Here is a 7,480-nt window from a genome sequence, read left to right on the forward strand (position 1 = left end):
CCGAACTCGGCCAGACGCATCGGCAGGTCGCGGTAGGAGCGCAGGTCGTTGTTGAAGATCTGCACGTGGCCGGGGCAGTTCATCGGCTTGATGCCCAGGAACTTCTTGCCCTCGTCCGCCTCCACCTTGAACATGTTGTCGCCGTACATGTCCCAGTGGCCCGACGCCTTGAACAGCGAGCTGTCGATCAGCTGCGGCGTCTTCACCTCCAGGTATCCGGCGCGCTCCAGCTTGGCGCGGATGTAGTTCTCCAGGGTGCGGTACAGCGTCCAGCCCTTGGGGTGCCAGAACACGGACCCGGCCGCCTCCTCCTGCGTGTGGAAGAGGTCCATCTCCTTGCCCAGGCGGCGGTGGTCGCGCTTCTCCGCCTCCTCCAGCTGGGTCAGGTAGGCCTTCAGCTCCTTCTCGTCACGCCACGCCGTGCCGTAGATGCGCTGCAGCATCGGGTTGCGGCTGTCGCCGCGCCAATAGGCGCCGGCCACCTTCATCAGCTTGAAGGCGGTGCCGACCTTGCCCGTGGTGGGCGCGTGCGGGCCGCGGCACAGGTCCAGCCAGTCGCCCTGGCGGTAGACGCTGATGACCTGGTCCTCGGGAATCGCCTCGACCAGTTCGGCCTTGTAGTGTTCGCCGATCTTCTTGAAGTACTCGACGGCGTCGTTGCGGCTCCACTCCTCGCGCACGATGGCGGCGTTGCGCTGGACGATCTCGCGCATCTTCGCCTCGATCTTCTCCAGATCGTCGGGCGTGAAGGGCTGCTCGCGCGCGAAGTCGTAATAGAAGCCGTTGGATATGGCCGGCCCGATGGTGACCTGCGTGCCCGGATACAACTCCTGCACGGCCTCGGCCAGCACGTGGGCGGCGTCGTGGCGGATCACCTCCAGCGCGTCCGGATGACTGCGCGTGACGATCTCGATCTTCGCGTTCGCAGTGATAGTCGTGGTGAGGTCCTTCACCGCGCCGTCGATCTTGACGGCAAGCGCATCCTTGGCCAGCCGGGCCCCGATCGCGGCGGCAACGTCTGCCCCCGTGACCGGCCCGTCGAATTCGCGCACGCTGCCGTCGGGCAGCGTAATGGCAATGTTGGACGACACCGGTATCACCGTTTTCCGTAAGTTTGCGTGTCCCGACTCAGTCGGGATGCGGGACTCTAAATATATGAACCGGGCTGTCAAGCATGCCCGCCGCCGCACGAGTCATGCGCGGTATCAGCAAAGCCGCGGAAGCGGTGGGGGCGACCGTGGAGCGCGGCGCGGCGGCACAGGAAGCGGAAAAGCATACTATCCGATGGATATATTTGACGGGGGTAAAGCCCTGGACGCATAATAAATTTGTGCGGCATGAAACTCATGGAGGCCAATCCTGGCGATGATGCGGCTGGTATCGGTTGCTGTACTTCTGGTTTTTTCTTCATTCGGTATTGCCGCGGCGCAGATGTCGAATGCCGAGAAGCAGGAAGAATGTAGCAGCTTACACAAGAAGACGGACGGCCATGCGCGCCTTGCGGAGGCCATGCTGGATCGGGCAGGCCGCATGATAGGCAACAATCCCCGGCCCAACGACAGGGCAGTCACGCCGTCCACACTGGCGGCGCTGGCGCAGGCGCATCTCAAAGTCGCCGATGTCCTGCGCAACCGTGCGCTTGACGTCGGGTGTGTCCGCCAGTGACGGCAGCCCTGGGGGCGGCCTCACGCCCCCAGCAGTTCCCCGTACACCGCCAGCGTCTCCGCCACCATGCGCTCCTTGGTGAAGCGCTGGGATACGAAGGCCTGGGCGTGCGCGCCGATGGCCGCGCGTTCGGCGTCGCTCAGCGCCAGCGCCTCGCCCAGCGCCTTGGCCAGCGCGTCGGCGTCGTCCGGCGGCACCACCCAGGCGGTCTCGCCGGGGATCACCGTCTCGCGGTAGGCGCCGATGGACGTGACGATCACCGGCTTGCCCATGGCCTGCGCCTCGACGATGACGCGGCCGAACGCCTCCGGCTCGCGGGACGCCGACACCACCACGGTCGCCAGCGTGTAGGCGGCGGCCATGTCGGAGCAGTCGCCGGTCAGGCGCACCACGCCCTCCAGCCCGGCGCGCTTGGCGCGCTCCTCCAACTCCTGCCGGTAGCCGCTGCGCCCCTGGTCGGACCCGACGAGCAGGCAGCAGAGGTCCTTGTGCCCCAGCGTCCGCACCAGCTTTTCCAGGGCCTCGATCAGCACGATCTGCCCCTTCCACCGGGTCAGCCGGCCGGGCAGCAGGATGACGGGCCGGTCGTCCGGCAGCCGCCACTGCTTCGCCAGCTGGATGATCCGCGCCGAATTGACGCGCTCCGGCGCGAAGACGGACGGGTCGTAGCAGCGGTGGATCAGCCGCACGCGCGCCGGGTCGACGTCGTAGTTGGCCAGCACGTGGTCGCGCACGAACTCGGAAATGGCGATCACCCGCTCGCCGCGCGCCATCACCGAATTGTACCAGCGCTTCAGCCCGCCCTTGAAGTTGTAGGGCGCGTGGAAGGTGGTCATGAAATGCGCGCCGGTGCGCCCGCAGGCCATCCACGCACTCCACGCCGGCGCGCGGGAGCGGGCGTGCACGATGTCCACGCCGTGTTCGCGGATCACCTGCTCCAGCCGCTTGGCGTTGCGCCGGATGGTCAGCGGGTTCTTGGAGGCCAGCGGCAGCGTGATGTGCTTGATCCCCGCGCGGTCCAACTCGCGCACCATGGGTCCGCCCTGGCTGGCCACCAGCGGCACGGCGCCGGCCTCGGCCAGCCCGATGGCCACGTCGATGCAGCCGCGCTCGGCCCCGCCGGTCACCAGCGTGGGCAGCACCTGCAGCACCACCGCCGGGCGGGTGGCGGTGGCGCCGAACGCCGCAGACGCATTGTCAGGCCGTGGCCCGGTGGTAAGGTGGGGATCGACGTCCATGCTGCAGCCGCGCTCTCGTTCCGCTCCATCGGGGGCCGGCCTGACGAACGGACATGGGGAAACCGACATGACCGGACCACAGCCCGACCCGGGCGGCGCGCACCATAGCCTGACCCGCGGCGACGCCACCATAGCCTATCGTCACACCCCCGCCCGCAAGCCCGATGGCGCGCCCGGCGTGATGTTCCTGGGCGGCTTCATGTCCGACATGACCGGCACCAAGGCGGTGGCGCTGGAGGCCTGGGCCGCCCGCCAGGGCCTCGCCTTCACCCGGTTCGACTACCAGGGCCACGGCGCCTCCGGCGGCCGGTTCGAGGACGGCACCATCGGCGCCTGGGCCGCCGACGCGCTGACCGTGCTGGACGAGGTGACGCAGGGTCCGCAGATCCTCGTCGGCTCCTCCATGGGCGGCTGGATCATGACGCTGGCCGCGCAGCGCCGGCCGGAGCGGGTGGCCGGGCTGCTCGGCATCGCGTCCGCCCCCGACTTCACCGAGGACCTGATCTGGGACGCGCTCGACCCCGCCACCCGCGCCCTGATGCAGCGCGAGGGCGCGTGGTACCGCCCCTCCCAGTACTTCCCCGATCCCAAGCCGGTGACCTGGACGCTGGTGGAGGAGGCGCGCGCCCACCTGCTGCTGCGCGGGGACCCCGTGCGCTTCACCGGCCCTGTACGGCTGCTGCACGGCATGGCCGACGCCGACGTGCCCTGGCAGACCAGCCTGCGTCTGGCCGAGGCGCTGGCATCGCCGGACGTGCGGGTGACCCTGGTGAAGGACGGCGACCACCGCCTGTCGCGCGACCAGGACATCGACCTGCTGTGCCGCACCCTGGCCGACCTCGTGCGCACCGTCGGGTAAAGCGGCATCGATAGGCCGAACCTATCGCTGCACACGGAACTTGCGATTGGACCGGGCGCCCGGAACGGGCCACATTTCCATCCACAGGACGATGGAGGGACGGGCCATGAGCAAGACTTTCAGCTTCGCGTGCGTGCACTTCACGGTGGCCTTCACGGTCGGCTACCTGTTGACGGGCAGCATCGCCGTGGGCGGCACCGTCGCGCTGGTTGAGCCGCTGTGCAACACCTTCGCCTATCACCTGCACGAGAAGGTCTGGGCCTGGCTGGCCAGCCGCCGCACGGCGGAAACGGAGCCGGCCGGCGTCCTGCCCGCCGCCGCCTGAGTCCGCCGCGGCCTGAACAGCCCTCACTCCCAGCGCGAGCGCCGCCGCCCCAGCGACCCCAGCAGCACCAGCAGGATGCCCAGCCCGCCCAGCACCAGCACGGCGGGCTGGAGCAGCACCGAGACGATGGCCGGGTCCCACAGCTCCGGCGCCACATAGCGGCTGGTGACGGCGCGCAGCAGGTCGAGCGTGCCGGGCGACAGCGCGTACCACAGCTCCCCCAGCGCCGACAGGCGGAAGCCGCCCTCCGCGTGCGTGGCGTCCCACGCCAGCGCCCCCAGCCCGGCCGCCACGAACAGCGCCCCCAGTATGCGCAACACGACCATCGGCGCTCTCCTTCACGGCTCAGCTTGCGATCAACGATATGGGTCGCTCATAGGGCTTGCGCAGCGGGCGGCCGATGGTTATGTTCGCCGCCGTTGCGGAGGGGTGGCCGAGTGGTCGAAGGCGCTCGCCTGGAAAGTGAGTATACCCCAAAAGGGTATCGAGGGTTCGAATCCCTCTCCCTCCGCCATTATTCCTGACGCCTTGCGAGCCAAGGCCTTCGGGCAGGCGTTCGGGGATGTCCCGAACGCCCCATGCGTTTCCACCCGCGCTGAACATCGACCGCAACCGCAGCAGCCCGCCGAGGCGCGCGCCGGCCGCAACCTGCGGTGTGGCGCCGGGGTGGTGCAAAATATATTTCGCACGCCATATGCGGCCGCCCTTGCATCATATGATCGTATTTGGTGTGATATAAGCACGACTTCGATATTAAGCAGAGGGTGGCGTGCGCAGTCGCATTAGAATAGCTGGGGCCCTGTTGGCGCTCAGCCTTCTTTCCGCTTGCCAGACAACGAACGACGTTGCCAAGGCCATCGGAAAGCCACCGGAGAACGCCGTGGCGTTGCGGGCGCTCCAGACCCGCCGATTCGACAGCCAGAACGACAAGGTTCTCCTCGAAGCGACGACGCAGACGCTCCAGGATCTCGGCTTCACCATTTCCGAAGCCTCCAGCGACGTCGGCGTGATCGTCGCGTCCAAGCAGCGCGACGCCCACGAGAGCGGGCAGGTGGCCGCGCAGATCGGCCTGACCATCATGATGGCCCTGCTTGGCGGCGTGAACACCCCGACCTGGGACCAGGAGCAGACCATCCGCGTCACGGTGTCGGCGCTGCCCGTCTCGAACGCCCGGCAGACCGAGGTGCGGACGTCGTTCGATCGCATCCTGATCAACAACCACGGCCATGCCTGGAAGGCCGAGCTGCTCATGGAGCCGCAGCTCTACAAGGAGTTCTTCGAGAAGCTCTCGGCCGCCGCGTTCCTGGAGGCGCACCAGATATGACCCCCTCCACCAGCCTCCGCCTCGCCCTCGTCGGCGCCCTGGCCCTGGCCGTCGCCGGATGCCAGAGCGGCCGGCAGTCCCAGGTCGTGCTCAGCACCAAGAGCCCCGTCGAGCTGCGGGCGATGCAGGCCCGCGCCTTCGACACCGCCGACCGCGCCAAGACGCTGCGCACCGTCATCGTTACGTTCCAGGACCTCGGCTACGGCATCGACAAGGTCGAACCGGCCGCCGGCACCGTTTCGGCGACCAAGCTGGGCAAGCTGCGCATGACCGCCACCGTCTACCCGCGCGGCCAGTCGCAGACCGTGGTGCGCGGCAATGCCCTCCTCCTCAACCCAGGCGTCGAAAGCCAGGTGGACGATCCGGCCTTCTATCAGCAGCTGTTCTTCGAGCCGCTCGCCAAGGCGATGTTCCTGACCGCGCTGGACGTTCCCGGCACCGAGGACGCGCCGCCGGCCGCCGGCGCCGCGGCCAACACGACCGCCAAGCCCTAACCGTTCCAAGCACGAGGTCACGCATGTCTTCCAAACACACCGCCCTGGCCGCGCTCGGGCTCGCCGTCCTGCTGGCGTCCGGTTGCCAGAGCGCGGGCGAGCACGCGGCGGCCGTGCGCCAGGCGCAGGACGCCGACCGGATGACGGTGGGCAAGGTGCAGCGGGAAATCCGCGTCGGCATGACCAGCGCCCAGGTCGTCGAGGCGCTCGGCTCGCCCAACATGGTCACGACGGACGACCGCCGGCGCGAAAGCTGGGTCTACGACAAGGTCTCCACGGAGACCGTTTACTCCTCCAGCGCCGGGGGCGTGAACGCCCTGGTCTTCGGTGGCGGCCCGATCGGCGCCGGCCTGGGCGGCGGCGCCGGAGGGGCGGGCGTGAGCGGCGCCGCCGGGGCGCGCAGCACCACGCAGCGGACGCTCACCGTCATCGTCAAGTTCGACGAGGCCAGCCGGGTCCGGGACTTCTCCTACCGCTCCAGCAGCTTCTGAGCGGGGCCGGACCATGCGTCGAAGGGCGGCCGCGTGTGCCCTGGTCATGGCGATGCTGGGGGCGTGCCAGCAGACCGCCGCGGTGAAGGAGCAGGCGGCCGCCCTCACCCTGGCGCCCGAGAGCCTCGGGCAGCGGCAGATGCAGACCCGCCGCTTCGACACCGCCGACGAGCGGGCCATCCTGGCCGCCGCCGCCGGCGTGCTCCAGGACCTCGGGTTCACCACCGAGGAGACGACGGCGAGCGCCGGCCTGATCGTCGGGTCGAAGGACCGCGACGCCGTGGAGGCCGGGCAGGTCGCCGGGCAGGTGTTCTTCGCCCTGCTCGTCGCGGCGATGGGCGGGCGGGCCGACCCGGTGTGGGATGCCAACCAGAAGATCCGGCTTTCGGTCGTCACGAAACCCACGGCGGACCGGAGCGGCATCGTCGTGCGCGCAACCTTCCAGCGGGTCATCTGGAACACAAAGAACCAGGTGTCGCGCGTGGAAACCATCAGCGCGCCGGAGATCTACCAGCAGTTCTTCGACCGGCTGTCGCAATCCGTGTTCCTGGAGGCCCACCAGATATGACCCCGACCCGACGCGCCGGACAGCGGGGCCTCGGCGCAGCGCTGGCCCTGGCGGCCGCGACCCTGCTGCTCCTTGGCGCCTGCCAGACCGACTCCAGGCAGCAGGTGCTGGCGACCGACAAGAGTCAGGTCGAACTGCGCGCGATCCAGACGCGGGCGTTCGACACGACCGACCGCAACCTGACCATCCGCAACGTGATCGCCAGCCTGCAGGACCTCGGCTTCGTCATCGACAAGGCCGACGAGCAGCTCGGCATCGTCAGCGGAACCAAGCTGTCCGGCTACGCCATGCGCATGACCGTCACGGTGCGCCCGCGCGGCAAGACCCAGACGGCGGTGCGTGCCTCCGCGCAATACAATCTGGTCGCCGTCTCCGACGCCGAGCCCTACCAGCAGTTCTTCGCGGCGCTGTCCAAGGCGATGTTCCTGACCGCCAACGAGGTGGACTAGGCGGCGCTCGCGAAAACCGGTTGCCCGAGCGTGGCCGTGGCGTCACCTTCCCGGGTGGCATCGGACG

At 68.8% G+C, this 7,480-nt stretch carries 11 protein-coding genes and 1 tRNA gene; 9 read left to right on the forward strand and 3 right to left on the reverse strand.

Annotated features, from left to right (window positions below; all coding sequences use genetic code 11):
- Positions 1-1,091 (reverse strand): threonine--tRNA ligase (locus VED21_RS29045; RefSeq protein WP_324888688.1); only part of this gene is annotated, 1,091 nt, incomplete at its 3' end.
- 274 nt (positions 1,092-1,365) lie between these two features.
- On the opposite strand from VED21_RS29045, the gene VED21_RS29050 reads away from it, so the two are divergent.
- Positions 1,366-1,665, forward strand: a complete 300-nt coding sequence (locus VED21_RS29050; protein ID WP_324888690.1) for a hypothetical protein — start codon at positions 1,366-1,368, stop codon at positions 1,663-1,665.
- A 20-nt stretch (positions 1,666-1,685) separates the two neighbouring features.
- Here the strand turns inward: VED21_RS29050 and VED21_RS29055 are convergent, their stop codons facing one another.
- Positions 1,686-2,903: a glycosyltransferase family 4 protein gene (locus VED21_RS29055; RefSeq protein WP_324888692.1), complete on the reverse strand. Its 1,218-nt coding sequence runs from the start codon at positions 2,901-2,903 to the stop codon at positions 1,686-1,688.
- Between the two features lie 67 nt (positions 2,904-2,970).
- Here VED21_RS29055 and VED21_RS29060 point away from each other — a divergent pair, with 67 nt between their 5' ends.
- On the forward strand, positions 2,971-3,762 hold the full coding sequence (locus tag VED21_RS29060) for an alpha/beta hydrolase (RefSeq protein WP_324888694.1): 792 nt from the start codon (positions 2,971-2,973) through the stop codon (positions 3,760-3,762).
- Between the two features lie 106 nt (positions 3,763-3,868).
- Entirely contained in the window at positions 3,869-4,087 is a 219-nt protein-coding gene (locus VED21_RS29065; RefSeq protein WP_324888696.1) for a DUF2061 domain-containing protein, read from the forward strand.
- Positions 4,088-4,110: 23 nt separating this feature from the next.
- On the opposite strand, the gene VED21_RS29070 is transcribed toward VED21_RS29065, so the two are convergent.
- Entirely contained in the window at positions 4,111-4,413 is a 303-nt protein-coding gene (locus VED21_RS29070) for a hypothetical protein (RefSeq protein ID WP_324888698.1), read from the reverse strand.
- Positions 4,414-4,510: 97 nt separating this feature from the next.
- Here VED21_RS29070 and VED21_RS29075 point away from each other — a divergent pair.
- The 6 genes from VED21_RS29075 (at position 4,511) to VED21_RS29100 (ending at position 7,413) form a co-directional block, all read left to right on the forward strand.
- Positions 4,511-4,601, forward strand: a tRNA-Ser gene (locus VED21_RS29075).
- A 366-nt stretch (positions 4,602-4,967) separates the two neighbouring features.
- On the forward strand, positions 4,968-5,411 hold the full coding sequence (locus VED21_RS29080) for a hypothetical protein (protein ID WP_324888700.1): 444 nt from the start codon (positions 4,968-4,970) through the stop codon (positions 5,409-5,411).
- Positions 5,408-5,905 (forward strand): hypothetical protein, encoded by a 498-nt coding sequence (locus tag VED21_RS29085; RefSeq protein ID WP_324888702.1) that lies wholly within the window; start codon positions 5,408-5,410, stop codon positions 5,903-5,905. The genes VED21_RS29080 and VED21_RS29085 overlap by 4 nt, the downstream gene beginning before the upstream one ends.
- 23 nt (positions 5,906-5,928) lie before the next feature.
- On the forward strand, positions 5,929-6,396 hold the full coding sequence (locus VED21_RS29090) for a hypothetical protein (RefSeq protein ID WP_324888704.1): 468 nt from the start codon (positions 5,929-5,931) through the stop codon (positions 6,394-6,396).
- A gap of 13 nt (positions 6,397-6,409) precedes the next feature.
- Positions 6,410-6,964 carry a hypothetical protein gene (locus VED21_RS29095; RefSeq protein ID WP_324888706.1) on the forward strand — a complete coding sequence of 185 codons (555 nt, stop codon included), beginning with the start codon at positions 6,410-6,412 and terminating at the stop codon, positions 6,962-6,964.
- Positions 6,961-7,413, forward strand: a complete 453-nt coding sequence (locus VED21_RS29100) for a hypothetical protein (RefSeq protein ID WP_324888708.1) — start codon at positions 6,961-6,963, stop codon at positions 7,411-7,413. The genes VED21_RS29095 and VED21_RS29100 overlap by 4 nt, the downstream gene beginning before the upstream one ends.
- The last annotated feature ends 67 nt before the right edge of the window (positions 7,414-7,480 follow it).

Origin of the sequence: Azospirillum sp., assembly GCF_035627195.1 — a bacterium.
GTDB lineage: Bacteria > Pseudomonadota > Alphaproteobacteria > Azospirillales > Azospirillaceae > Azospirillum.

Bases quoted from the DNA above. Each gene is read 5' to 3' on its own strand.
- VED21_RS29090 (WP_324888704.1), top strand. From the start codon at position 5,929: ATGTCTTCCAAACACACCGCCCTGGCCGCGCTCGGGCTCGCCGTCCTG.
- VED21_RS29065 (WP_324888696.1), top strand. From the start codon at position 3,869: ATGAGCAAGACTTTCAGCTTCGCGTGCGTGCACTTCACGGTGGCCTTC.
- VED21_RS29095 (WP_324888706.1), top strand. From the start codon at position 6,410: ATGCGTCGAAGGGCGGCCGCGTGTGCCCTGGTCATGGCGATGCTGGGG.
- VED21_RS29070 (WP_324888698.1), bottom strand. From the start codon at position 4,413: ATGGTCGTGTTGCGCATACTGGGGGCGCTGTTCGTGGCGGCCGGGCTG.
- VED21_RS29060 (WP_324888694.1), top strand. From the start codon at position 2,971: ATGACCGGACCACAGCCCGACCCGGGCGGCGCGCACCATAGCCTGACC.
- VED21_RS29085 (WP_324888702.1), top strand. From the start codon at position 5,408: ATGACCCCCTCCACCAGCCTCCGCCTCGCCCTCGTCGGCGCCCTGGCC.
- VED21_RS29100 (WP_324888708.1), top strand. From the start codon at position 6,961: ATGACCCCGACCCGACGCGCCGGACAGCGGGGCCTCGGCGCAGCGCTG.
- VED21_RS29050 (WP_324888690.1), top strand. From the start codon at position 1,366: ATGATGCGGCTGGTATCGGTTGCTGTACTTCTGGTTTTTTCTTCATTC.
- VED21_RS29055 (WP_324888692.1), bottom strand. From the start codon at position 2,903: ATGGACGTCGATCCCCACCTTACCACCGGGCCACGGCCTGACAATGCG.